Source organism: Wolbachia endosymbiont (group A) of Anthophora plumipes, from assembly GCF_964028115.1.
Taxonomy (GTDB): Bacteria; Pseudomonadota; Alphaproteobacteria; order Rickettsiales; family Anaplasmataceae; genus Wolbachia.
Genome location: NZ_OZ034756.1, coordinates 450,329 through 476,430 on the forward strand (window position 1 = coordinate 450,329; position 26,102 = coordinate 476,430).

20 protein-coding genes and 1 tRNA gene are annotated in these 26,102 nt (G+C 35.9%); 6 read left to right on the forward strand and 15 right to left on the reverse strand.

The annotated features are described in order from the left end of the window. Nucleotide 1: 1 nt before the first annotated feature. From nuoL to ABWU75_RS02370, 5 genes are all read right to left on the reverse strand, one after another. Nucleotides 2-1,849, reverse strand: coding sequence for an NADH-quinone oxidoreductase subunit L (gene nuoL / locus ABWU75_RS02350; RefSeq protein WP_353286994.1), 1,848 nt, complete (start codon nt 1,847-1,849; stop codon nt 2-4). Between the two features lie 4 nt (nt 1,850-1,853). Further along, nucleotides 1,854-2,162 (reverse strand): NADH-quinone oxidoreductase subunit NuoK, encoded by a 309-nt coding sequence (gene nuoK, locus ABWU75_RS02355; RefSeq protein ID WP_019236815.1) that lies wholly within the window; start codon nt 2,160-2,162, stop codon nt 1,854-1,856. Beyond that, on the reverse strand, nt 2,153-2,740 hold the full coding sequence (locus ABWU75_RS02360; protein ID WP_353286995.1) for an NADH-quinone oxidoreductase subunit J: 588 nt from the start codon (nt 2,738-2,740) through the stop codon (nt 2,153-2,155). Before ABWU75_RS02360 ends, nuoK begins: the two co-directional genes overlap by 10 nt. 60 nt (nt 2,741-2,800) lie before the next feature. Then, complete coding sequence (locus ABWU75_RS02365; RefSeq protein WP_353286996.1) at nt 2,801-3,460, reverse strand: hypothetical protein; 660 nt, start codon at nt 3,458-3,460, stop codon at nt 2,801-2,803. A 155-nt stretch (nt 3,461-3,615) separates the two neighbouring features. Beyond that, complete coding sequence (locus tag ABWU75_RS02370; RefSeq protein ID WP_353286997.1) at nt 3,616-3,792, reverse strand: hypothetical protein; 177 nt, start codon at nt 3,790-3,792, stop codon at nt 3,616-3,618. Between the two features lie 260 nt (nt 3,793-4,052). On the opposite strand from ABWU75_RS02370, the gene ABWU75_RS02375 reads away from it, so the two are divergent. Beyond that, complete coding sequence (locus tag ABWU75_RS02375; protein ID WP_264731011.1) at nt 4,053-5,966, forward strand: ATP-dependent helicase; 1,914 nt, start codon at nt 4,053-4,055, stop codon at nt 5,964-5,966. Nucleotides 5,967-6,166: 200 nt separating this feature from the next. Next, nucleotides 6,167-7,108 (forward strand): Rpn family recombination-promoting nuclease/putative transposase, encoded by a 942-nt coding sequence (locus tag ABWU75_RS02380; protein WP_353286998.1) that lies wholly within the window; start codon nt 6,167-6,169, stop codon nt 7,106-7,108. On the opposite strand, the gene ABWU75_RS02385 is transcribed toward ABWU75_RS02380, so the two are convergent. The 3 genes from ABWU75_RS02385 to dapE all read right to left on the reverse strand — a co-directional run bounded on the left by ABWU75_RS02385 (nt 7,045) and on the right by dapE (nt 10,183). Beyond that, the gene (locus ABWU75_RS02385) at nt 7,045-7,794 is read right to left on the reverse strand and encodes an alpha/beta hydrolase (protein WP_353286999.1); all 750 of its coding nucleotides are present in this window, start codon (nt 7,792-7,794) and stop codon (nt 7,045-7,047) included. The genes ABWU75_RS02380 and ABWU75_RS02385 overlap by 64 nt on opposite strands. Before the next feature lies 1 nt (nt 7,795). Then, on the reverse strand, nt 7,796-8,323 hold the full coding sequence (locus ABWU75_RS02390; protein ID WP_253309627.1) for a c-type cytochrome: 528 nt from the start codon (nt 8,321-8,323) through the stop codon (nt 7,796-7,798). Between the two features lie 654 nt (nt 8,324-8,977). Next, nucleotides 8,978-10,183, reverse strand: a complete 1,206-nt coding sequence (gene dapE, locus ABWU75_RS02395; RefSeq protein WP_353287000.1) for a succinyl-diaminopimelate desuccinylase — start codon at nt 10,181-10,183, stop codon at nt 8,978-8,980. A 42-nt stretch (nt 10,184-10,225) separates the two neighbouring features. Here dapE and ABWU75_RS02400 point away from each other — a divergent pair, with 42 nt between their 5' ends. Continuing rightward, nucleotides 10,226-11,563: an iron-containing alcohol dehydrogenase gene (locus tag ABWU75_RS02400; protein ID WP_353287001.1), complete on the forward strand. Its 1,338-nt coding sequence runs from the start codon at nt 10,226-10,228 to the stop codon at nt 11,561-11,563. A gap of 195 nt (nt 11,564-11,758) precedes the next feature. Here ABWU75_RS02400 and ABWU75_RS02405 read toward each other — a convergent pair. From ABWU75_RS02405 to ABWU75_RS02435, 7 genes are all read right to left on the reverse strand, one after another. Beyond that, nucleotides 11,759-11,831, reverse strand: a tRNA-Met gene (locus ABWU75_RS02405). Further along, entirely contained in the window at nt 11,831-13,123 is a 1,293-nt protein-coding gene (gene purB / locus ABWU75_RS02410; RefSeq protein ID WP_253309630.1) for an adenylosuccinate lyase, read from the reverse strand. Before purB ends, ABWU75_RS02405 begins: the two co-directional genes overlap by 1 nt. Nucleotides 13,124-13,235: 112 nt before the next feature. Beyond that, nucleotides 13,236-13,781 (reverse strand): 50S ribosomal protein L9, encoded by a 546-nt coding sequence (gene rplI / locus ABWU75_RS02415; protein WP_264735518.1) that lies wholly within the window; start codon nt 13,779-13,781, stop codon nt 13,236-13,238. Nucleotides 13,782-13,788: 7 nt separating this feature from the next. Then, entirely contained in the window at nt 13,789-14,064 is a 276-nt protein-coding gene (gene rpsR / locus ABWU75_RS02420; RefSeq protein ID WP_064125330.1) for a 30S ribosomal protein S18, read from the reverse strand. Next, nucleotides 14,064-14,846, reverse strand: coding sequence for a 30S ribosomal protein S6 (gene rpsF, locus ABWU75_RS02425; RefSeq protein ID WP_353287002.1), 783 nt, complete (start codon nt 14,844-14,846; stop codon nt 14,064-14,066). Before rpsF ends, rpsR begins: the two co-directional genes overlap by 1 nt. 48 nt (nt 14,847-14,894) lie before the next feature. Further along, nucleotides 14,895-18,335, reverse strand: coding sequence for a DNA polymerase III subunit alpha (dnaE, locus tag ABWU75_RS02430; RefSeq protein WP_353287063.1), 3,441 nt, complete (start codon nt 18,333-18,335; stop codon nt 14,895-14,897). A gap of 658 nt (nt 18,336-18,993) precedes the next feature. Next, the gene (locus ABWU75_RS02435; RefSeq protein WP_353286647.1) at nt 18,994-19,167 is read right to left on the reverse strand and encodes a hypothetical protein; all 174 of its coding nucleotides are present in this window, start codon (nt 19,165-19,167) and stop codon (nt 18,994-18,996) included. Nucleotides 19,168-19,696: 529 nt separating this feature from the next. Between ABWU75_RS02435 and htpG the strand changes: the two genes are divergently transcribed. The 3 genes from htpG (at nt 19,697) to hemA (ending at nt 25,984) form a co-directional block, all read left to right on the forward strand. Further along, nucleotides 19,697-21,601: a molecular chaperone HtpG gene (gene htpG, locus ABWU75_RS02440; RefSeq protein ID WP_353287003.1), complete on the forward strand. Its 1,905-nt coding sequence runs from the start codon at nt 19,697-19,699 to the stop codon at nt 21,599-21,601. Nucleotides 21,602-21,638: 37 nt separating this feature from the next. After that, nucleotides 21,639-24,704 (forward strand): lipase family protein, encoded by a 3,066-nt coding sequence (locus ABWU75_RS02445; RefSeq protein WP_353287004.1) that lies wholly within the window; start codon nt 21,639-21,641, stop codon nt 24,702-24,704. Nucleotides 24,705-24,775: 71 nt separating this feature from the next. After that, nucleotides 24,776-25,984, forward strand: a complete 1,209-nt coding sequence (gene hemA, locus ABWU75_RS02450) for a 5-aminolevulinate synthase (protein ID WP_341823204.1) — start codon at nt 24,776-24,778, stop codon at nt 25,982-25,984. Nucleotides 25,985-26,102 lie beyond the last annotated feature (118 nt).

The window sequence follows — 26,102 nt, forward strand, 5'->3', positions numbered from 1 at the left end:
TCTATTTAATTCCAATAATATATAAAGCACCGATTATTAAAGTAACAAACATAATAAATGCATAATCAAATATATAACCAGTTTGTAACTTTATAGAACTTTTTGAACATTCATTAACCAACCTTACAACACCATTTGGCCCAAATGAATCAATAGCCTTAACATCAAACTTCCATAGAAGCCTAGACATAAATCTTATCGGTGCAATTATAACAAACTCATACACCTCATCAAAGTACCATTTATTCTGCAAAAACTTAAGTAAAAATTTACTCTTAATTTGCCTAATTACTTGATATTGGTAAATCAGGTACGCAAGAGCTATTCCACTTAGGCTTGCCAAGGTTGGTAGTAATTTTATAAAGAAATTATGAACTCCATGCTCATCAATCACCATTAAACTTGATTTCCAAAACGCATTACTAGTTATGTTCAAAATATTTGCTCCCCATATTCCAGAAAATACCGATCCAAAAGCAAGTATCAGTAATGGTATAAGCATAATCTTCGGTGCTTCATGTATATTAATTTTACTTTGTTTTTGGCTATGGAACACAAGAAGCAATAACCTCCAAGAGTAAAACGCTGTGAAGAATGCAACAACTAAGCTTATTACAAAAGCAAAGCTATCCGTGCTATAAGCATGTTCAATTATCAAATCCTTTGAGTAAAAACCTGCAAATGGAAATATTCCAGAAAGCGCAAGAGACCCAATCCACATGAGAGTGTAAGTGCAAGGGATTTTCTTCCAGCAATTTCCCATTTTCTGAATGTTTTGCTCATGATGCATTGCATGAATCACATTGCCAGCACCAAGAAATAGTAGAGCTTTAAAAAAAGCGTGTGTCATTAAATGAAAAATAGCAACATTGTAAGCAGAAAGCCCACATGCCATGAACATATAACCAAGTTGGCTGCAGGTTGAATAAGCAATTATTTTTTTTATATCGTTCTGAGTAATCGCAACCGTAGCTGCAAAAAAAGCAGTAAGTGCCCCAACAATAACTATTAATTCTCGTGCCACATTTGATAGCTCAAACAATGGAGAACATTTTGCTACTAAAAATATACCTGCTGTTACCATCGTTGCTGCGTGAATGAGTGCAGAAACAGGGGTTGGCCCTTCCATTGCATCTGGCAACCAAACATGTAAACCAAGCTGTGCAGATTTACCCATACAGCCAATAAAAAGTAATATGCATATTATATGAATTATTTTAAATTCACAGCAGAATGCCCTAATGTTCTGTGCGCCAAGAAGATCAGCTGTGTCAAAAACTTCAGTAAATTTCAAAGAGTGAAATGTATAATAAATGAGAAAGATCCCAATCAATAGTGCAAAGTCTCCTACCCTATTCACAACAAATGCTTTAATTGCTGCATTATTTGCAGAATATTTTTGGAACCAAAATCCTATGAGTAAATAAGAACATAGGCCAACCCCTTCCCAGCCAAAAAAAAGCTGCACGAAATTATCGCTTACAACCAGCACAATCATGCAAAACGTAAATAGCGATAGGTAAGAAAAAAACCTCGACTTCCCTTTGTCATGCTCCATATAACCGATAGAATAGAGGTGGACTACTAGTGAAACGGTGGTAATAACAATAAGCATTAAGGATGAGAGAGCATCCACACTAATTGCCCAATTTACTTTTAATACACTTAATGAAAATAGAGGAAATAAACTCAAGTGATAATTTTCAGAGAAGGTGAGAAAAACATACCAAGATAAAACTGCAGATATTCCAATCCCTGCCGTTGTAACTAACTGACTTTTTCTAAAAAGTGCTGCAAATAGCGAACCAAAGAGTGGCAAAAATACTATTAATTTCAGTATATCCATCATACTTTCATTCTTTCATTAAGTTCGCTTGTTCAACATCTATATTGCCACGACTTCTATAATATACAACCAATATTGCAAGCCCAACTCCTGACTCTGCTGCCGCAACAGTCAACACAAACATCACAAAAATTTGCCCAACTATATCATTCATAAAGGCAGAAAAAGCAACTAAATTGATATTAATCGCCAGCAATAATATTTCTATTGATAATAATATATTGATTATGCTCTTACGGTTAATGAAAATACCGCACACCCCAATAGTGAACAAAATAGCAGCAACTATCAAAAAATGATTTAATCCTATTTCCATTCTACTCCTTTTCCAAATTTAGCCTTAACCAATTTTACAGATGAAGATTGTGTCAATTGCTTTAATACATTCTGTTTTTTAACTCCTTTTTTCTTGTCCTGCAAGGTAAGAGCAATTGCACCAACAATTGCAACAAGCAGCAGAATACCAGAAAGATGAAAAGCGTACATGTAGTCAGTGTAGAGCAAATTACCGATAGCTTTCACGTTATTGGCATTATAGTTTATAACATTACTTATATTCAGCGTTGAGCTGCGGATTACAAAACTGATAATCAGAAGAAACACAACACATAATATAGCACCAGGAGTGAAATGCTTCGCAAAACCCTGGCGCAACCTTATGTAGTCAATATCGAGCATCATAACTACAAAAAGGAATAACACTGCAACCGCACCGATGTATACTATCAGCACCATCATAGCGATGAATTCAGCTCCAAGGAGAATAAAAAGAACTGCAGAATTAACGAAGGTGAAAATTAAAAATAATACTGCATGCACAGGATTTCTTACACTAATTACACAAACAGCAGATAAAATGCTAAGAATTGCGAAAAAATAAAAGAAAAAAGGCATCGATACTTTAACTGCAACAACAATTACTAATTTAAAGTGACTATCGTTGTAAAGTCAATACTAAATGCCTACCTTATGGATTAAACACTCAGGGATAAGGACATTCTTAATTGCAGTACACATACTCATATCAGGATCATTTTGCTTCTCTTCACTTACTTTCTCGCAAAACTTTCCAATACCATAACCCACCAGTGCACCAACAACAGTGGCTGCAATAAATACTGCAACAGCAACAATAGCAGGAGCTAAAGTGGCGGCTCCTGCAAGGTATGCTATGCTCAAACCTAGAAATAAACCTACTGCTTTCCCACCACAAACATAGTATTTGCTATTGTTTTCAGGACTGAATGGTAGATTTCGATTACGGTAATCTACAACAACAATACAATTTGTAAGCTTAGCTTCTAGCTCTTTTCTAACTTCATCACCAACACCTTCGGTTAAGATAAGATGTTGAAGCTTTGTAAAGTTACCATTAGCTAAAGCTTTTGCACCTTCATTACGAATGTAGTTGTCTTTTAAACTAAGGTATTCAAGCTTTGTAAGATTGTTATTAGCTAAAGCTTTTGCACCTTCATCACCAATATTGTTGTTTTCTAAGTTAAGCTGCTCGAGATTTTCAAACTTACCATTGGCTAAAACTTTTGCGCCCTTTTTACCAATCTTATTCCGGGTTAAATTAAGTTGAACAAGATTGATAAGATTACCTTCAGCCAACCCTTTTGCACCTTCAGAAGCACCAATATTATTTTGCGTTAAATCAAGATATTTAAGATTTTCAAGCTTACCATTAGCTAAAGCTTTTGCACCTTTACCACCAATTTTGTTACATGATAATTTAAGCCATTCAAGACTTGTAAGATTACCGTTAGCTAGAGCTTTGCTAACTCTTTTGCATCTTCATCATCAATTTTACACCATTCTAGACCAAGTTCTGTAATGTGTGTTTCATTTTGTAAAAACCTTACTAGCTCTTTAACCACTATATCTACAGCAACACATCCATGTATAAAAAGTGCATTGCCTTTAATATATTTGTCAAAATCCATTTTTCCTCCTCACAAGAATTATCATATAAACATTTTAGCCTGTATCTCAGTGATTGTCAATTATTGACTTGTATCCTTATAATGTAAGGTATTGGAACTGAAATAGATTGTCCCGGCAGGTTATACTAGAATTAGTACAATAAATTGGTATGGTGGGACCATACACCTAGGACATTCTTTAACTGTTCTATTCAATAAAACCTTTACAATATTTCGATCATAGGTTTAACTTTACGAAGTTATAATCTATAGGGCTGCAAATGAACGATTATCTCTCACTGCTAAATCCAGAACAACAATCAGCTGTAACTAACATAGATGGACCAGTTTTGATACTGGCAGGAGCAGGAACGGGAAAAACAAGAACGATTACTTCAAGAATAGCGCACATAATTAGAAACGGTCACGCTTATTCTGATGAAATATTAGCTGTTACATTCACAAACAAAGCAGCAAATGAGATGGTATCAAGGGTACTTGAGCTAACAGGCACAAACATACCATGGCTTGGCACTTTCCATGCAATTGCAGCAAAAATTCTACGTCATCATGCTGAAGTCGTGGGGCTAAATTCCAATTTTACAATTATTGGTGTGGATGACCAATTACAGGTAATAAAAAACATCATGAATGAAATCAGCCCTGATTACCTATCAGAAAAATGTAAGACCATTATGAATATTATTCAGCAATGGAAAGAGAAGTGTTTACTGCCATCTGAAGTGGAAGACGTTCAATCATTTAGGCCAGTGTACGTAACTGCACTCAAAGTCTATCACCAGTATCAGGAAAGGTTAAAATTCCTTAACTCTGTCGATTTTGGTGACTTATTGCTATATAACATACAACTCTTTAATCAAAAGACCGAAGTTCTGTCCTATTACCAAAACAAGTTTAAGTATGTCATGGTAGATGAGTATCAAGATACAAATGCAATACAATATCTTTGGCTAAAATACCTTGCAAAAAAGCACTCAAATATTTGCTGTGTGGGAGATGACGATCAGTCAATATACAGTTGGCGTGGTGCAGAAGTTGAAAACATTTTAAAATTTTCTGATGATTTTAAAAATGCAAAAACTGTCAAACTAGAGTGTAACTATAGATCAACATCTCACATACTTGCAACTGCGTCATATGTTATCAATCACAATAAAACTCGGCTAGAAAAAAAATTGTGGACAACAAACGTTGAAGGGGAAAAGGTAAATCTAATAAAATTATGGGACGGAAAAGCTGAAGCAAGGTTCATAAGCGAACAGATATTAAAGCTCAATAAATACAGATTTAGTGACATTGCAGTGCTGGTAAGGGCCACTTTTCAAACTAGAGTTCTCGAAGAGTATTTTATAAAATATTCAATTCCCTACAAGATTATAAGTGGCGTAAAATTCTACGAACGTCAGGAAGTCAGGGATATAATTGCATATTTAAGACTCGTTACAAACAATAACGATGACTTAGCTTTTGAAAGGATCGTAAACCGGCCAAAAAGAAGCATAGGAGCTACAACTCTAAAGAAAATATACACGACTGCTCAGGATAACAAAATTTCTTTTTTTGAGGCAGCAAAAATATTAGTTAATAGTAATCAAGTAACCGAAAGAATTAAACTCTCACTAAATGATTTTTTAAATAAAATTAAAGCTTGGGAAGAAATAGTAAGCGTAAAACCACTGCATGAATTCGTTAAAATCGTAGCAAACCAATCAGGGTATATTGAAATGCTTGAAAATGAGGAGGTAACAGGCTTAGCACGAATAGAAAATGTCAAGGAGCTCATCTCATCTTTAAAAAATTTCGATAATGCCACAACTTTCTTGGAGCATATAAGTCTAGTGATGGAAGTGGATAATATGAATAACGATGACACTGTATATGTTATGACTCTTCATGCAGCCAAAGGACTTGAATTCCCGTGCGTGTTTCTACCTGGTTGGGAAGAGGGATTATTTCCTCATCAAAGATCTTTTGAAGATAAAAGTGGTAAAGCTTTAGAAGAAGAAAGGAGACTTGCATATGTTGGCATAACCAGGGCAAAGGAAAGGTTAATCATTTCATGTGCAGATAGGAGGGAAATTAACAACCAGTGGCAACCGATGCGCACTTCTCGGTTCATTAAAGAATTGCCAAGAGAAAATGTTGAGGTAATCAAGAGTAACGCCTACTGTTGAAGCTATAACTGCAGATAAACATATCTTACAAATCTGAATTACTTCAACTATATGTGTAACCAGACTGCATTCTGTGAAAAACACGATCTTTCATTTGAGCTTTCTTCAATTTAAAGTAAATACAGAAACTAGCTATCTTCAAAAATATAGTTGAATAATTGTTAATAATAGTGTATAATTATTAATATTTTCCAAGCATTATGGCTCTTTCAAAATTTCTCGATCCTCGCAATGATTTGTGTTTCAAAAAAATCTTTGGAACGGAAAAAAATAAGAATATCCTTATTCACTTTTTGAACGATATTTTAGGATTTGCTGAGGCAAGTGCAATACAAGAAGTAGAATTCTTAAGTACTATCATGGATCCCGAAATTGCCTCTGATAAACAAAGTATTGTTGATGTTCTCTGCAAGGATTCTATTGGTAATAGGTTTGTGATTGAGATGCAACTGGCTCGTGATAAAGGTTTTGAGAAACGCGCTCAACTATATGCTGCTAAGGCTTACTCAAGACAATTAGATAAATCTGGCAACTACATTGATTTAAAGAAAGTCTTCTTTATTGCTATTTCCAATTGTAACTTACTTCCTGAAGAAGTTGGTTATATCTCTACTCATAATATACGTGATATAAAAACCAACGGCCATTACTTAAAAGATTTTCAATTTGTCTTTATTGAGTTACCTAAATTTACAAAAAGCAAAGTAGAACAGCTAGAAAGCATAGTAGATCGTTGGCTATTTTTCTTTAAATATGCTGAAGAAACGACAGATGAAGATCTAAAGAAAATTGCAGAAAAGGCACCAATAATAAAGCTAGCATATGATGAGTTAGATAAGTTTCGTTGGAACGAAAAAGATTTAGTAGCTTACGAAGAAAGAATAATGGATCTACGCAAAGAAGAAGCCATTCTTGAATACAGACTTGATCTTGCTGAAGAGAAAGGTATAGAAAAAGGTATAGAGAAAGGAAAAATTGAAGTTGCAAAAGCAATGCTGGCTAATAATGTTGATGTCAACACTATTGTCAAGTTTACTGGCCTTTCTATTAGTGAGATTGAAGAATTAAGTGTGAACGGTTACCTATATGTTTTTGCTGGCAAAAATTCTCTAATGGTCTTAAATAAAACTTTCAGTGAGTGATTGTCAGACATGTTGTGCTCTGCTGATTTCATCAAGTATACTTCAACATCGGTTGACTTAATTTTTTCAGCTAAATTCAATGAAGTTTGATAAGGAACATCTTTATCATTAATGCTATGCAATAAGCGCACAGGACAGTTTATATCTATTGCTTCTCTGTTTAAAAGAAGGTTCTTTCTGCCATCTTCGATCAAATTTTTAGTTATTTTGTATCTACAATGCTCTGAAGTAAAATCTATTACACCTTTAGAACCTAGTTCTTCTTTTTGCTTGCCTGACAATTGCTTGAATATCAAATCTTCAGTAAAATCAGGAGCAGACGATATGCCGATTAATGCTGCAATTTTTTCTGGAAATTGAAGGGCAATGAGCAGCATCAGCCATCCTCCCATACTTGAACCTATAATTATTTGTTTATCGCTAGTTAATTCACTTATCACTTTAGCACAATTTTCTTGCCAATCACTTATCGTGTAATCAATAAAATCACCACTTGAATGACCGTGACCAAAATAATCAAATAGCACAAGTGCTATCTCGTTTTCTTGGCAAAATTTGTAAATAGCAGTTGCTTTAGTTCCATCCATATTAGATGCAAATCCACCGAAAAAAACTACAGAAGCTTTCTTTCCTTGTAGCTTTCGATATGCTATGTGACCATTATTTCCATCATTACAATAATCCATACTACTTTGGCAAAGCAACCGGGTTATCACTCAATTGACGCAAATAACTAACTAGATCTGCAATTTCTTGTGGATTGGAAATACCTGCAAATGCCATACGCGTACCTTTTATATAGGCTTTTGGGTTCTTTAAGAAAGCAAATAGCTCCTCATACCCCCATTTTCCACCTCTTTCAAGCACTGCTTTTGAGTAATTGAATGAGTTACCAAGATGAGCCTTTTTGTTTCCAACTACGTTCCATAAGTTTGGTCCTACTTTATTCATTCCACCTTTCTCAAAACTATGGCAGGCTATACATTTCTTCGCTGCTGACTTGCCTTTTTCAAAGCTAGCATTCTGCATGAGCGCTCCAATATCGAGCGCCACTTGCTCGATTTTTTGCTGGAACTCATTGTTACCAGCAGCTACTATCGTTTGGTGTTCAATCTTATATTCCTCTGGACTATACAGCATATCAACTACGTTGCTGACTATCATAATGATTAGCCCAGAAAGTAAAATCGATGCTGCAATCTTATTAAGCTCCATAGTTAATTTTTATCAATTAATGTTGCTCAAATTATGCAAATATTTTCGCAAATAGCAACCAATTACCTTGAAGCTCGCTAAAGATGAGAGTCTCTAGCTATAAATATTAAGGAATTTACCAAACAAAAAAAAGGCAAAAGAAGCCCCGTGGTTATTATCCGCTTTAAAATATTGGCGTTTTTTATGTTTTAAACGCTTGACAAGCGAAATTCAGCTGCTTTTAATTGCAACTAACCTACGCTGCAAATGTTTAAGAAATTTACTAAGCAGAAAAAAAGACAAAGAATCTCCGAGTTAGCTAGTCTTTTACTATCTTTGTCGAGTATTGGCATTTTTTGATGTCTTGTAACGCTTTGTAAGCGCGTTCAGCTTATTTAGATAAAAATCTAGATGTAGATGAAGTTTTGTAAAGACATACAGTATCTATATACTGCAAAAAATTGAACATAAGACGCCGATACATTAAGTAATCCTTACCTTTTAATCTGCAGATTGGCGAAAGCAAATACAATAGCTTCACTGTCATGATAAGGGGACTGGCGGAGTTTGTCAAGTGGTTTTTGTAGCTCTCATGGTTTTTGGATTCTAACGTCACACGCTGGGATGATACCAGTTGTTACTCAAACAACAGTTATGCAAGAGATCTGATTACATCTAAGCTAACAATGGACCACTAGATATATTACTAACTACGTTGACCTGACTCAATATTTTATTAGTGGGATTGAAATAATTTTCTATAAATTCCTTATATATAGCTGTTAATTTATGTATATCATTTACTAATATGCATTCGTTTATCTGATGTGCGGTTTTGTTGATTATACCAAATTCAATCACTGGACAAACATCTTTGATAAACGCAGCGTCAGATGTGCCACCACTTGTGCTCAGCACAGCATCAATACTGGTAACTTTATTTATCGCATCAAGCATAATATCAGTATTTCTATCAGGAGTAGAGAGGAAAACGTCCCTGCTGCTATGCATAGAAAGTTTATAATCGTTAGTTACACTGGAGCATATTTCATCAATCAGCTTATATAAGCCGTCAGGTGTTTGTGTATCGTTATATCGAATGTTAAAACGTGTAGTTGCTGAACTAGGTATTAGATTGCTAGTATTATTTCCAACATCGATAGTAGTAACTTCGCAATGTGAAGGCTGAAAATATTTATTACCATGATCAAAAGTAGTATTTTTTACCTTACTCAATATCGATGTTACCTTATATATTGGATTATCTGCTAGGTCTGGGTAGGCAACGTGTCCTTGTTTTCCATGGCAAATTAATTCAAATGTTACAGAACCTCTTCTGCCTATTTTTATGGTATCACCTAATTTCTCACTACTGGTTGGTTCGGCAACTACACAAAAATCTATCTTTTTTTGCTTACTTTTCATCCATTCCAAAACTGCCTTTGTTCCATATTCTTCCGTGCTTTCTTCAGCACTGGTAATCAATGCACTTATCGAACCATTAAATTGAAACTTTTCTGCAATTAAATTTGCCATAGCAGCAATAAATGCAGCTATTCCGCTTTTCATATCAGCTGCTCCTCTTCCATATAGCATTCCATCTCTAACTTCTGGATTAAATGGACCAAATGCCCAATCTTTTAACTGACCCGGTGGTACAACATCAACATGCCCAGCAAAGCACAAATTTGGTACTCCATTTATATATTTCGCATAAAGATTTTTAACTTTAGTTCCATCATCACCAAATTCTAAAATCTCACAGTCAAAGCCACTTTTCTTGAAGATTGTTGCTATATGCTCTATTGCCCCGCCGTCCCTTGGTGTTATACTCTCAAAAGAGATCAATTTCTTAGTTAGCTCTACAGGGTCAATTTTCATGTCAATCTTAAAATACTTATATTGCTATATTGTAAACACTCTATGCACTATTTAAAACAAATATTACATCAAGCCGAACAAACTTTTCTAAGGGAAGTAATAACAGATTACCACCTTGCTGATGATATCTATAAAATATGTACACGACACGGAAATGACATCTTTCTAGTTGCAGATGAAAATACAGCAAAACTTTTAAACAAAAACGTATTTAATAAAATTTCTCACTTAATTATCCCGAGCAATACCATTAGGCCTCTTGCAAAACCTCATATCATTTCGGATGCTCCCTACATTTTATCATCCCAGTCCTTCGAGACTGGGATCCAGGAAAAAAAATCAGCGTCACGCGCTGGAATGACACCAACCATGGGTACTAATCTTTCACTTGCCTCTCTTGAAACCATAAATCTAGTTAGAAACAAAGCAAAAGACAGTGACTTAATAGTTGCATTTGGTAGCGGCACCGTTAACGACATCTGCAAATATGCAAGCTACCTCGGGAAAAAAGATTATATATCGTTCCCAACAGCCGCTTCCATGAATGGATATACATCCGCAAATGCTTCAATATTAGTAAATGGATACAAAAAATCGTTCAAAGCACATCTTCCAAGAGCGATATATATAGATATAGACATACTTACCAATGCACCACTGCGCCTCACATTAAGCGGATTTGCAGATTTCATTTGCCGTTCGACAGTTCAGGCTGACTGGCTACTATCTCATTTGTTGCTTGGCACAGAATACAATGAATTACCTTTTACACTTGTTCGCGATTTGGAGCAAATTTTGCTAAGAGAGTATACGGCGCTTACTAAAAGAAGTAGAAAAGTGGTCCTATTACTTATGGAAGTTCTACTAATTTCAGGACTTGGAATGGTAATATCAAAAGGCAGCTATTCTGCAAGCCAAGGAGAGCATATGATAGCTCACGCAATGGAAATGGTAACAAGAGATCATTCCTCACTACATGGCGAAAAAATTGCTGTTACGACGATTACCATGGCTAATTTGCAGGAAAAGATATTATCAATACAAAACCCGATTATCAACCCGACCACTTTAGATGTAAAACATATAACTCAGTGCTTTGATAATATCGAATTTGTAAGAACTTTTGAACAGAAGCAAATTATGCAGCAAAAAATCCAAGAGATTATTTGTAAAGAATGGACTAATATTTCCAATTTAATTAAGCAAAATTTACTACCTGCAAAATACCTGCAAAAAATATTTGAAGATCTATCAATTCCGCACTTACCAGAGCACCTCAGTTGGAATAAAGAACAATATTGTGAAGTGGTCGATCTTGCGTTTGCAACAAGAGATAGATTCACCTTTCTTGACTTAGCTAATTGCATAGAAGAAAGTTAAGTTTTGTAGTGAAATTCTATCATTTAAAGAGATCATAGGCCAAAAGCTAAACCCTTTTCACAATCTCTTATCCATTTTCCTCTAAACTATACACCTAAGTGGATATACAACTGAACGTAACCATTCCAAGTAGCTGACACTGGGTCGCACTACTTCACCAATAGCACTATCTTGCTAAACATAGTTTAGTTCGAGTGGCTGAGGAGGGACTTGAACCCCCGACCAAGAGATTATGATCCTCCTGCTCTACCAACTGAGCTACTCAGCCTAATTGAAAACCTTGCTATATATGTGACCTACATGCTTTGTATAATATTTCAAATCAAACAAAGATTCAAGTTTTTCCGAGTTAATAACCTTAAGTAAAGGTTTATCTTGTTTCAATTCGGCCAGAAAATCACTGTTGTTTTGTTTCACTTTCATTGCATTGCTCTGAACAATTTTATACGCCTCTTCCCTTGCCAAACCACTATTTACTAACTCAAGCAATACACGCTGTGAGAAAACTAAACCTTTTGAAGAATTTAAGTTCTTTTCAATGTTTTCCTTATTGATTACCAATTTATCTATCAAATCTGTTAATCGCACTAAAGCAAAATCCATTGTTATACAAGCATCAGGAGCAATGCATCTTTCCACAGACGAGTGTGATATATCACGTTCGTGCCACAATGCAACATTTTCTAACGCAGGAAAAACATAACTGCGTATTAAACGTGAGAGTCCCGTCAGATTTTCACTTAAAATAGGATTACATTTGTGTGGCATAGCAGAGCTTCCCTTCTGCCCAATGGAAAAATGCTCAGAAATTTCGCCGATTTCAGTTCTTTGCAAATGACGAATTTCAATTGCAATATTTTCTATTGAGCTTGCAATCACTCCCAAAACCGAAAAGAACATGGCATGTCTATCACGAGGAATGACTTGAGACGATATGGTTTCAGGTATGAGTCCCATTTCTTTTGCTACATACTCTTCAACAAACGGATCAACATTTGCAAAATTACCTACTGCACCTGATATTTTACAAATTGAGATCTCTTTTTGCGCGCTAATTAATCTCTGATAATTGCGTTTAAATTCAGCATAAAATCTAGCAAATTTTAATCCAAGAGTTGTTGGTTCTGCATGCATTCCATGACTGCGCCCAACACAAACAATATCTTTATAGTCCTCAGCTTTTTTTTTCAATACTGCAAGTAAATTTTTTAGATTCCCGAGTAAAATATCACATGACTCTTTCAACTGCACCGCAAGGCATGTATCCAAAACATCAGAACTTGTCATTCCATAGTGGAGATAACGAACATCAACTCCCGCTTTTTCAGCAACATATGTCAGAAAAGCTATAACATCATGTTTTACAATGGATTCAATTTCGTTGATACGTTCAATATCAAATTCAATAGCACCAGAGAGCTTCTGAGCAACACTATTTGGAATCACTCCTAACTCTGCTTGAGCTTCACACGCTAATTTTTCTATTTTAAGCCATATATTAAATTTATTATTTTCCTCCCAAATGGAAGACATTTCTTTTTGGCTATAGCGCGGGATCATTAAATGACCCCCGTCTTATCTTTGAACATGCTAGATCCCAGTGTCACGCACTGGGATGACAGAAAAAAAAGGCACTGGAATGACAGGAATAGTTGATATATTTTATTCACTGCTATTTGTTATTTGTATCTTCTTGCTCCACTGCTTCACCTTCTTGTTGCTCAGACTTCTGATTTTGCAACTTTACTTGCCTTAATTCATGCGCATCTGTTTCGGATTTCACGACGTATATAGTAATTGGTACTACTACTTCACTATGTAATTCTACGTTTACTTGGTATTCACCCAAGTTTTTGATGCTTATTCCACCAAAAGATAAACTACGATGATCTATCGCATGTCCTTCTTGTAGTAAAACTTTCGCAATTTCACGTGTTGTTACAGAACCAAAAATTTTACCATCCTCTGAAGCTTGCTTTATCAATACCACAAACTTATCATGTAGTGACAATGCAAGCTCTTTTGCTACATTTAATCTTTTTATATTCTCTTCTTCCAGTAATAAACGTTGCTCCTCTAGCTTTGTTAAATTTTCCTTGGTAGCTTTCACCGCTTTTCTTTGTGGAAAAAGAAAATTACGTGCATAACCTGGTTTAACTTTGACAACTTCACCAAGCTTACCTAAAGTCCTTATATTTTCCTTTAAAATTATCAACATAAATTACCTAAACTTTTTTAGTACAGTAAGGAACAAGAGCCAAAAAACGTGCCCTTATGATCGCTAAGCGTAACTTCCTTTGTTTTTTTGCACATACGCCTGTTAACCTTCTAGGTAATATCCTACCATAGTCAGAGGTAAACTTGGATAATAAATCTGTATTCTTATAATCTATGTCTTCATCTTTAGACGTAGCAAGAGGGCAAACTTTAGAACGCCTAAAGCCAGTCCTATTATTTACAGATACGTAGGAATTATTAAAACTATTTCGTCTTTTCATCATTATGCGTTTTGCTCCTCAATTTGTTTATTCATCATATAAGATTTACCTTCAAAAAATTTATCAACCTGCACAGACAAGTGGCGAATAACGTTCTCATTAAGTTTCATTCTACGCACAAATTCATCCAGAATATTTGCAGTAGAACTTATGCACATTATACAATAATGACCGCTCTTCATCTTATTTATTGGATATGCAAAATCCAAAAGACCCCAATGTTCATACTTGATTAATCCCGATGCTTCAATGTTTTCCAAAAGCATCTCCAATGCTTTGCTCGATTGAGTTGGACCGTTTATTCTAAAATCTTTCAAAATATCTTGAAAAATCTTTATTAGATGTTCTGAAATATTTCTCTTCAAAGCATTTACTGCATTATGGATAAACGCACTTTTAGTAATTTGCTCACTGCCTCCTAGAAATTTTATAAAATCTTGCGTTATTCCTAAATCTTTTAGGTCATCTTTCAACTCTTTATCGATTTTTGACTTCACTTCTTTCAAATTTGAAAGATCTTCTTCCAATTCAACCCATAAAATTTTTGTAAGATCTTCCAAGAAATCAGAGTAAACAACTAGACCTTCTTTAATGTTTTCAGCACGCGTTTCTAACTCTTGTTTTGTAAGCGTACTATTTTGCCTTTCCATAAGACTCTTGATCTTCTGGAAAATAACATCTGCTTTAATATTTTTCAATGAAACAGCTAGCTCTTGGACCATCTCCTCTACTTCTTGCTGTAATAATCCTTGTTGTGCTATAAAAGTAAATTCATAAAGATTCACTATATCTTCCTTTAATACCGATTAAATATTTCATTATATAAAGCTTTTTTATATAAGCAAGTTATTTGTATTAATTTCTACGCCTTTAATCCAGCTTAAGTTAGATATTTCATAAATAACTTGAGGAGCAATTGAGTATGCACCTGGTAATAAGATGCTCACTTTATGTTTTTCGAGAAGAAGTTTTAGCATTATTTTGGTTCTGCCTTTATCTTTCAATATTGCATTTAATTCCATAGCGGCTTTTTGCGAATCCGTGCACTCAGTGGTGAGAACTAATTCCTTTATTGTAGAAGCGATTCTTTTTGTAAACTCAGATATATCCTTGCCTGCTAATCTTGTCGTATTTTCCGAAGCTTCAAGATCAATTATCACAAATGTTCCTGGTGAGAATAAATCTCTTTTTTCTTCTATTATTTCATTATTATAAAATGCTATTTCAGAAACGTTATGGGGATCAGAAAGTGTGAGTATAACAAACCTTCCACGCTCTGAAGTTCTCATACGTGCATTTAATATTACCCCAGCAGTTTTTGCTGTTCTATTTTCTCCGATAAACCCAATATTTAACTTTTCCAGAAGAATTCTAAATTTTTCAAGTGGATGATTAGTTAAATAAAATCCTAGTGAAAATAACTCATGCTCTAATTTTTCCTCTTCATCAAAATCTTCCACATTCTCAAATTTCGGTTTGAGGACATCAAGACTACCAAACAAAGCAGCTTGACTTGATTCCCTATCCTGTTTGTTTTTATTTGCAAAGTAAATCAGCATGTCCATTGACTCATATAGCTGCTTTCTGTTCTTATGCACGCTATCGAATGCCCCGGATTTAATTAGGCTTTCTAGCGCTCTCTTATTTATTATATGACCTGAATTTTGAATGAATTCCCATATGTCCTTATAAGCGCTTGAACGTGTGTTCACTATTCCTTCTGCTATAGAAAAACCAACATTCCTCAAGGCAGCAATACCATAACGTATGCACTCACCCTCTATTGAGAATTCAGCTTGAGACTTGTTTATATCAGGTGGAAGAACGGTAACGCCACTAAACTTTGCTGCATGATAAAATAAATTCAGTTTATCTCTATCATCAATATTTAGATTCATTAGTGCTGTAAAAAATTCTAATGGATAATTAGCTTTAAGGTAAGCCGTTTGATAAGATATAACCGCATATGCAGCTGCGTGAGATTTATTAAATCCATAACCAGCAAATTTTGCAACAAGGTCAAAGATATAACTTGCCCTGTCATAATCAACGCCATTCTTTGTTGCCCCTTGGATGAAAAGTTCACGTTGTTTATCCATCTCTTCCTTAATTTTCTTACCCATAGCACGTCTCAGCAAATCTGCTTCTGCAAGACTATATCCAGAGAGAATACGGGCTATTTCCATCACCTGCTCCTGGTAGATTATTACCCCAAATGTTTCTTTTAACACTCCTTCAAGTAACGGATGAATATAATCTGGCTTTTCAAGTCCATGCTTTCTTGCAACATAAGTTGGAATGTTATCCATAGGTCCTGGACGATAAAGGGAAATTAAAGCGATAATATCTTCAATGCAATCTGGCTTTAATTTGATTAAAGCTTCTCTCATTCCCGAACTTTCAAGCTGGAACACTCCAATTGAATCACCGCTAGAGAGCATCTCATAGGTTTTTTGATCATTCAAAGGAACTGAAGAAATATCGATCTTTTTTTCATCACGATTAATTAAACGACACACATGATCTATTAGTGTTAGCGTACCAAGTCCAAGAAAATCAAATTTTATTAACCCAGCTTTCTCCACATATTTCATGCTGTATTGAGTGATTGGCAGAGCCGAATTTGGATCGTAGTACACAGGAACAAAATTTTCCAACTTTTGATCACATATTACAATTCCAGCAGCATGAGTTGAAACGTGACGATATATTCCTTCAAGCTTTAGTGATATATCAAGAAGCTTTGCAATTACCTCATCACTATCCCGTTCTTTCTGCAGGTTTTGATCAAGCTCTATCGCTTGCGATAAAGTTACAGGATTTACTGGATTAAATGGAACCATTTTAGATATTTTATCCACTTGAGAGTAAGGCATTTGCAATACTCTACCAACATCACGCAATACTGCCCTTGCTTGCAATTTTCCAAAAGTGATTATTTGAGCAACATAACCGTACTTTTTCTGAACATAATCAATAACCAGGTCCCTTTTCTCTTGGCAGAAATCGATATCAAAGTCAGGCATTGATACACGATCGGGATTTAAAAACCTTTCAAATATTAGGCCAAACTTTATTGGATCAAGGTCTGTAATCTGTAAGCTCCAAGCAACAATTGATCCAGCACCAGAGCCTCTTCCTGGACCAACTGGAATGCCATTTGCTTTGCTCCAGCGGATAAAGTCAGAAACTATTAGAAAGTAACCAGCATAGTTCATTGAAGTGATTACACTTAGTTCATAATCTAACCTGTCGTAGTATTGCTTGAAATCGATATCATGTTGTGTGTCATCATCTGGTTTGGTGTCATTCCAGCGCGTGACGCTGGAATCTCTCTGGATCCCAGTATCAAGTACTGGGATGACAGTGGAGGGTGTTCTGGTGACAGAAGAGGATTTTGCAATACGCAGCTTCAATCCTGCAGCTGCCTGCTCCCTCAGTTCTTCATTCTCAGTTTTATTTTCTCGACAAGGAAATTTAGGCAAGATAGGCTGCCTGCTTCTTGGCATGTAAGAGCACCGCTTAGCTATCACTAAAGTGTTATGAATTGCTTCGGGAATGTCGCTGAACAGTTCCTCCATTTCTGCCACAGATTTGAAGTAATGCTCGGTAGTTAACTTCTTTCTGTTATTCTCCAGGGCATAACTCCCCTCCGATATGCACGTTAATATGTCATAAGCCTCATAATCAGACCTATTTGGAAAAAACACATCGTTCGTTGCAACCAGTGGTACATTGCGCTGATAAGCAAAATCTATTAAAGCTTCTTCAAGCTCTAGCTCTTTATTCAGCCCATGACGCTGCAATTCAACATATAAATGACCATCGAATGCTGAAAGCAGTTTTTCAACCGTTTCTTTATCTTGCCCCAACAATAGTTGAGCCAAACATCCACCGGTTAAAGCGATCAAACCCATACTTAAATTCAATAGCTCATCAAAATCAACGTAAGGAATATCGCTGTTATTCTTGCGCTTTTTAAAAGACTCACTCACCAAAGTGACTAAATTAGTGTACCCTTGCTCATTTTTTGCAAGCAATAATATAGGTAAATTTTGTTCTGAATGTTTAACTATAATATTGCATCCTATTATTAGCTGTATTCCCCTACTTGCTGCATATTCTGAAAATTCGAGCGAGCCAAACAAGTTGCCTGAATCAGTAATTGCAACCGCTGGCATTTTATTTCGCAAACAAAGGCCTATCAGCTCCTCAATTTTAACCGAGCTTTCAAGCAGCGAATAAACACTATGAACACGTAAGTGTATGAACATAAAAAACTTTAGATCAACAAAAAAGGATAACATTAATTTACCCATGAGAACATAATTTCATGAAAACAAAAGCCTATAAAATTCTAAAATTAAAATACAAAAACTTCCTTGACAAACTCCGCCAGCCCCCTTATTATGATAATAAGGGTATTTATGACTCAAAACTTGTTTTTGACCTGCAGGCTCAATGACAAAATTCAGTAAAAAACTTAGGGTATTTATTGGCGGATTAGATAAAATTATAGCGGCTGCATGTCTTTTTTATTTTTTCTACATTCAGCCAAATCGCGCTTAAACTAAGCGTCAGCACATTATTACAGCGCCACTTACAGTAATATAGAGTCAAAACTCGCTACTCGGGGCTTCTATTGCACCATATAAACAGTTATTTCAAGCAAAAGTTATGCCATTAAGAGCTATGCAACAAACATTTATATTTGTGGGTAATAGTAAGGTGTTAGCGGGATCTAGAGATACCGCGGCGGTATAATGGTTAAGTAATTCGTCATCCCGCTGCTTGTTAGCGGGATCTATGCTAAGGAGATACCGCGGCGGTATGACGGTTCGCGGTGGCATGACAATAACTTCGTCATCCCGCTGCTTGTTAGCGGGATCTATGCTAAGAGATACTGCGGCGGTATGACGGTTAAGTAGGGTGTCATTCCAGTCTGGAATCCAGCTTTTGATCGAAAATGTTGTATAGTACATAATCAATTTTTCTGGATCCCAGTGTCACGCACTGGGATGACACCCTACTAGCAGAAGTTACTCTCAAATGTTTGTTCATGTTGCTATAAATATTAAGAAATTTACCAAGTGAAAAAAAAGGCAAAAGAAGCCCCATGGTTGGCTAATTACTTACATTATACTTTCAAGTATGGCGTTTTTTTATTCTAAACGTTTAATAACCGCGATTCAGTTGCTTTTTAGCCGCAACTAATCTAAATTATAAACATTAAGAAATTTACTAAGCAGAAAAAAAGGCAAAAGAAACCCCGTGTTAGCTAGTTGTCACTCTCTAATCCTGCAAATTGGCGTTCTCTACTGTCTTAAACGCTTTGTAAGCGCGTTTCGGCTTATATAGCTAGAAATGTTGTGAAGACATAAGGTGCACATAGTGCAAAAAATTAAAAATAAGACGCCAAGTACGTTGTTTTTTTTGCTGTTTAATCTGCACAGATGAAGATAACTGAATACCTTCAAGGGGGCTGGCGAAGGGTGTCAAGGAATTTTTATGCAAGAGATCCCATAAATTGGGTGTCATAATATGGCGGCTACATTAATTTTGGCGTGCGTGACCTTGAAAGATTGCAGTGCAATACTTAGATTATTAGGGTAGTAGGCAAATAATGGAGCTCAAAATGCATAACGTACAAGAAACTGAAAATTTAAAATTTGACGCTGAAGTAGGGAAAGTACTGAATATAGTGATTCATTCACTTTATACTAATAAGGACATTTTTCTGCGTGAGTTAATATCAAATGCATCGGATGCATGTGATAAATTGCGCTATGAATCTCAATCTAATTCAAATTTGCTAAATTCAAGTGATGAGTTAAAAATCACTATTAGCTCCAATAAAGATAAGAACGAGCTATATATCACTGATAATGGCATCGGGATGAACAGACAAGATTTAATAGATAACCTTGGTACAATTGCAAGCTCTGGTACGCAAAAGTTCTTAGATGCGATTAAAAATAGCAAGGATTCAAGCCAAGCTGTGGAGCTGATTGGGAAGTTTGGTGTTGGTTTTTACTCAAGCTTTATGGTTGCATCAGAAGTAATAGTAGAATCAAGAAAAGCTGGAGAGGAGGAGTCTTGGGTCTGGAAATCCAAGGGAGATGGAGAGTATTCGATAAGTAAACTAGATAATCAAATTTCTCGTGGAACTAAAATTACACTCATTATGCGTCCTGAAGAGAATGAGTTTTTAGATAAATTTCGTGTTGAAAACATTGTCACTACTTACTCTGATCACATAAATTTTCCTGTTGAATTCATAAATGAAGAAGGAAAAAGTGAAAAGTTAAACAGTAAGGCTGCAATTTGGACTAAGCCAAAAAATGATGTTACTCAAGAGGAACACAATGATTTTTTCCGCAGTGTTGCTCACGTTGGCGGGGAGCCTTGGATGATATTGCATAATAAAAATGAAGGTGCAATAGAATATACAAATTTGCTTTATGTTCCTTCCATTAAACCTTTTGATTTATTCCATCCAGATAGACGTTGCTCTGTGAAGTTATATGTAAACAAGGTATTTATTACTGAAGATAACGTACAGATCATACCACAATACTTGCGTTTTCTGAAAGGTATTGTTGATTCACCGGACTTGCCTCTTAACATCAGCAGAGAAACGCTGCAGAATAATCGTGTTGTTGAGCAAATCAGAAAATCCTTAACTAAACGCGCGATATCAGAGCTTGGTAAAAAGGCAAAAGAGAATTTAGAGGAATATACAAAATTCTGGACCAATTTTGGTGCAGTATTAAAAGAGGGTCTTTGTGAAGCTATGCCAACTGATGAGAGAGAGGCACTGCTCTCGATTTGCAGATTTCATAGCACTGGTGATGAGAAATTAGTCAGCATTGATGACTATATAAGCAGAATGAAGCCTGAGCAGGAGCATATCTATTATCTCACCGGAAATAGCCTCGATTCAGTGAAAAACAGTCCGCAACTTGAGGGATTCGTCAGTAAAGGACTAGAAGTGCTTCTATTTGTTGATCCAGTTGATGATTTCTGGACTAGCGTGATTCATGAATATAAAGATCAAAAATTTAAGTCTGTGACCCGCGCTGATGTTGATTTGGAAAAATTCTCTTCAGAAGAAGATAAAAAAGATGAGGAAAATAAGCAAGATGAAGAAAAGACTGAAGAAAATATGGACTCTATACTGCAATATTTCACCAAGGTTCTTGGCAATTCAGTGAAAAGCGTAAAAATCTCAAAAAAACTGACTGACAGTCCTGTGTGTTTAGCGGTTGATGAAGGAGCTATGGATCTTCGCATGGAGCGTTTTTTGCGTGAACAAAAGCAGCTAAATTACCGCACGCCAAAGGTACTGGAAATTAACACTAAGCATCCTGTAATAAAAAGCATAATGAAATCTCACGCTGAAAATGGTGAAAACCCAACATTGGAAGACATGATTCATTTATTATTTTACCAAGCTTGCATCGTGGAAGGTGAAGAGATGGATGATGTAAGTCTGTTTGCTAAGAGAGTTAATAATTTGCTTGGCAAGATTTCTGTTTAATGCTATACTTGGCTTAGCTATTAATTAGGGGTAAAACATGGGATGGAATTTATTTGGTGGGCTTATGCCACCAACAGCAAATCATACAGAAGAAAAGGAGCGCCGCCATTCTGGAGATTCAGGTACTGAAGAGGAGTTTGAAATTTTAGAGCGAGAAGAAATTAAGGAGCGCCGCCATTCTGGAGATTCAGGTATTGAAGGAGAAGAAGAGTCTGAAATTTCAGGTGATAGAAGTCAACCCGAGGATAAACTTCAATGTAGTAGCTTTGAGAATGGTTATGAAATTATCGAGGTTAGTGATCTAGACAAAATACAAATTGCAGGGTTTAGTAAACAGGAATTATTAGAGGTGTGTAATTTCTGTAAGATCAGCTATGGTAATAACGACGAAAAGTTAGATAGCAGATATAAAACTAAAGCTGAACTCATTAACGAAGGTTATGGTATTATTCCATTTTATTATAAGAAAAATGGAACGCCTGTTGGTTTTGTTTTTACAAAAGATAAAGAAATAACCATAGCCTATCGTGGTACTAAAGGCCTTGATGATGTGATGACTGATGTAAGCGCAGCATTTACTCAAGAATTTTTACCTGAAGGTGGGAAAATGCATAGTGGTTTTTATAATGCATTTTATGATTTGTTGCCTAGTCTTGATAAAGTATTAAGCGATTACATTGAAAAGCAAGAATCAGAAATCAAAGACTTTAGAATTAATTGTACGGGCCATAGTATGGGAGCCGCTCTTGCTACTATAACTGCTTTATATCTTAAGAAAGTAAAGAGTGCTGAACATGTTCGTGTTGCAACTTTTGGTTCTCCGAGGGTTTTTGACTCCCGTGGTGCTGAAATTTATGAAAGGCTTCTTGGAGAAAATACCATTAGAGTAACTAATTTATCAGATCCAATACCCATGTTCCCAACCGGCTCTATGGGCTTTAAACATGTAGGTGAACCATTAAAAACAGGTAACTTGATAGTAAACTGCCTTGTGACAGACCTCCATATAGTAGGAAAGTATTATCATGAAACAGACACCTATTATGGTTGCATTCAAGATATGAAACCAGAAGATTTTCAATCAGATAGTAATAGATCTAGATACTATTACTTTTCTTATGTAGCTGCAGTTCCTTATTATATAATCACTACAGCTTTAACTACACCTTATTATCTTTTTCGCAATGCTATTTCAAACACGGAACAACGCTATTTTGAAAGAGAAATGGAGTTTGCTGATTTAATAAGCCATAAAAATGCTATGGTCAGTGAAGATCCTTTAATAATGTCTCATATAGAATGTAACATTAATGGAAGAGGCGAAGTGCCTCTTTATATTAACAATAATGGAAACAGTATGGAGTTAAGGCAGTTGTGTGGAACTGAAAATATGTCTGTTAGATTTCTTAGTTCAATTGGTGATAATCTAGTAGCAGGTGGTAGTTTAGCAATGAGATCTACCTGCAGTAATAGTGAATTGAGTCAACAACCACAAGAAAATATTGTGGACAAACGAGAAAATATTATGAATAATGAAAAGGCTTCAATAGAAGAAACTATAGGTAATGATTATAGGAGGAGTAAAATGCCTAAAAGTAAAAAAGATGGAAAGCAGAAATTAGATCAGCGATTGTTGGATGCTATCCACAATCCTGAGGATATGGAGAATTACCTAGAAAAGAATGGTATAAAAGATGAACTTACTTTGAAGAGTATCCTAGAGAGAGTAAATACTAAAATTCAAGAGAAGGAGAAGACTAACAGTCTAGGTTCTGTTAAGAAGGAAAAAAGCATTGCTCAGAAAGAAAAACTCTTAAAAACTAGAGATTTGCTTACAGAAAGGATCAAAAGCATTGGAATTGATGCTAAGGCTGCTGCATCATCAGTAAATGATGTTAGCGCTACTGCAAGTAATCAAGTAACTCCTGTTAGTGAGGATGTTTTGACATCTAGAAGTGATGAAGAAGAGTCTGTAGTAATTACACAAGGCAGTCAAAATGATGGTGAACATGATAAAGCCGTGCCTGAAGAGCACCAAGATGATGCGCTAGAAAAAGATTTAATAGATTTTTCAAGTGATGATGACAATAGTCTTCTAGGAGATCCAGTACCTACATCAACTAACGAAATCCCTGAACAAGAAGGTGGTACTCAAACTACCACCAAGCAGCCAGAAGATAACACGCATTCTCCTCAACCTATTAGGGTACAAGGTAGTTTTTGCTATACTCCATTGAAAGTTGCGCATGAAAGAAATATTACTTTCAAAACAAGAAATGCACAGAATTTGCAATCTGCAGTTTTAAGTAGTCAACAGCTTGCTTCCCGCAATACCATTGGAATTTTCAACAAGCATGGTAGAGAGGATTTTACTCCGCTTACACTTAAGCTTACGGTACAGGAGTTTCTTAACAATGGAATATCGGAAATCCAACTTCCTGCCCCTAATGGTTTCATTACCTTTAATTTGAATGTGATCAACGAAGAAAGTCCAGAAGGATTGCAAAATATAGTAAAAGTACTTACAGATTTGTATAAGAATGGTGCACTTGATGATAGAACTCGCAATGCTATTGGCACCGGGGAAGATGTAGCAGTGCTAACACCGAACCCAACACCGAATCCAATTCCAACACCTACGCCGGTGCCAACGCCGAACCTAACACCAACACCGAATCCAATTCCAATACCTACGCCGGCGCCAACACCACAACCAACACCGGCACTGAAGCCAACACTAATACCTTCAGTAGCTAACAACAAATTTGAGCAGGTGAATGATACTAAAACCAATGGCAAGCTGCCTAATAATCCAGGAAATGGAAGTATTACTGCAACACAAAATACGCAAAAGAGTAAGTGGCCTACCGTAGCTACATGGACGTTCGCAGTAGCTGGAATACTTGCAGGGGCTGCTGCACCGGCTGCATATTTTGCTTTTAGTGTTAGCTTACTGACAACAGGAATAATAGCAGGTGTTGCAGCTTGTTGTCTTATTGTAGCTATAGTTACCTACTGCTATAGGCCTAAAACCTTAATTGAAAACGATAAGGTCGAAAAGGTTGATGATGATATGCAAAAAAGTACACCTTGCTGTAGCTGACAATGAATAAATATAGTAGTCTATCGTTTAATAATTTATTATAATTGTATTAATTATTAGTGAATAAAAACTTGGTAAACTACGAAGAAATATTCTTAAACAAAATCAAAGATATAAAAGATGAGGGGCGCTACCGTGAATTTACGCACTTTGCGTCATTGCCAGGTAGGCTCCCCCACATTATGGACTATGAAAGAAATAGGGAAGTAATAGTCTGGTGCAGTAATAACTATTTAGGAATGTCACAAAATGAGAAAGTTATTGCCGCTATTCAAAATTCATCAATTGGTGCGGGGGGAACAAGAAATATATCTGGTACAACAAAAGAGGTTGTCGAACTGGAAAAATCCTTAGCTTGTTTGCATAAAAAAGAGGCTGCTTTAACTTTTGCTTGTGGCTACCTTGCTAACCAGACAACACTTAGCACTTTATCGTCTATTATTCCAAATGTAGTAATTTTTTCAGACGAGAAGAACCATTCTTCAATGATAGAAGGCATAAAATCAGGAAAAAGACCAAAACATATATTTAAACACAATGATGTTGATCACTTAGAGCAGTTGTTAAAGTCCGTAGACACAAAAACACCAAAGATAATAGCACTTGAATCCGTATATTCAATGGATGGCGATATAGCGCCGCTTGAAGCGATATGCGATCTTGCAGATCAACATAATGCAATCACCTATTTGGACGAGGTGCACGCAGTTGGCATGTATGGTTCACATGGTGGCGGAATTGCAGAAAGAGAAGGCCTGATGGATAGAATAACCGTCATTCAAGGTACACTATCGAAGGCTTTTGGAGTGATGGGTGGGTATATAGCGTCTTCAAAGAGCTTGGTAGATGTAATAAGAAGTTCCGCTCCAGGATTTATTTTCACCACTGCTATGTCGCCTGTTTTAGCAGCGGCAGCAAAGGCAAGCGTTGAACACCTAAAATCGAGCAACATTGAAAGGGAAAAGCAAAAGCAAGTCGTTGAAAAAGTAAAAAACTCACTGAGAAATACAGGAATTAACTTCATTCCAACAGAAACTCATATAATTCCAATAATAATTGGCGACCCAGAGTTATCCAAAGGAGCATCAAAATTATTATTTGATGAGCATGGAATATACGTTCAACATATAAATTATCCAACAGTGCCAAGAGGAACTGAGCGTTTCCGTATTACCCCTACACCTTATCATACTGATGAAATGATAGAACATTTAACAGAATCTCTTGTAAAAGTTTTTGAGAAGTTGTCCATCTCTGTAGCCTGTTTATGCTATAGCTAGTACAGCCCTACGTCATACCGCGATTTATTCGCGGTATCTCAGCATGGATTCCGCTAACAAGTAGCGGAATGACGAGTTTTACGCTTATCAAATTGTAGGTAAACATAAATTACTTTAG